At 37.2% G+C, this 556-nt stretch carries 1 pseudogene; it reads left to right on the plus strand.

Annotated elements, in window-relative coordinates:
- A pseudogene (locus AB4Y90_RS18170) lies at positions 1-556 on the plus strand (oligopeptide:H+ symporter); the annotation flags it as partial.

Consider the following 556-nt stretch of genomic DNA (forward strand, 5'->3'; position numbering starts at 1 on the left):
CTCGGAATTTTTGTGCTGTACATGATCGTACATGATCGACAGTGAAAAAGGCGGATTGGCTTTTGACGATAAAAGCGCTGATGACATTTTCGGAACTTTTATCGCACTAACTTATTTAACGCCATTTTTGGGTGGATTTTTAGCCGACAGAGTTTTAGGATACATCAAAGCAATTTATATTGGAGGTTTTCTGATGGGATTGGGATATCTTGGAATTGGTTTTTTTAAAGAACTGCCTTTATTTTATGCTTCTTTAGCTTTGATCATTATCGGAAACGGTTTTTTTAAACCGAGTATTTCTACTCTTTTAGGAAATCTTTATAACGAAGAACCTTATAAAGCCAATAAAGATGCAGGATATAATATTTTCTATATGGGAATAAATATCGGAGCCTTCGTTTGTAACATAATCGCTGCTTTTATGCGTAACAAATACGGATGGGGACCTGCATTTATGACCGCCGGAGTCGGAATGTTTGTAGGACTTTTAGTTTTCACCATCGGAAGACAGCATATTCTTCAGGCAAACGTTTTGAAACCTGCACAGGAAGGAGAC

This window comes from Chryseobacterium sp. 2TAF14, assembly GCF_052115105.1.
In the GTDB taxonomy this organism is placed as follows: Bacteria; Bacteroidota; Bacteroidia; order Flavobacteriales; family Weeksellaceae; genus Chryseobacterium.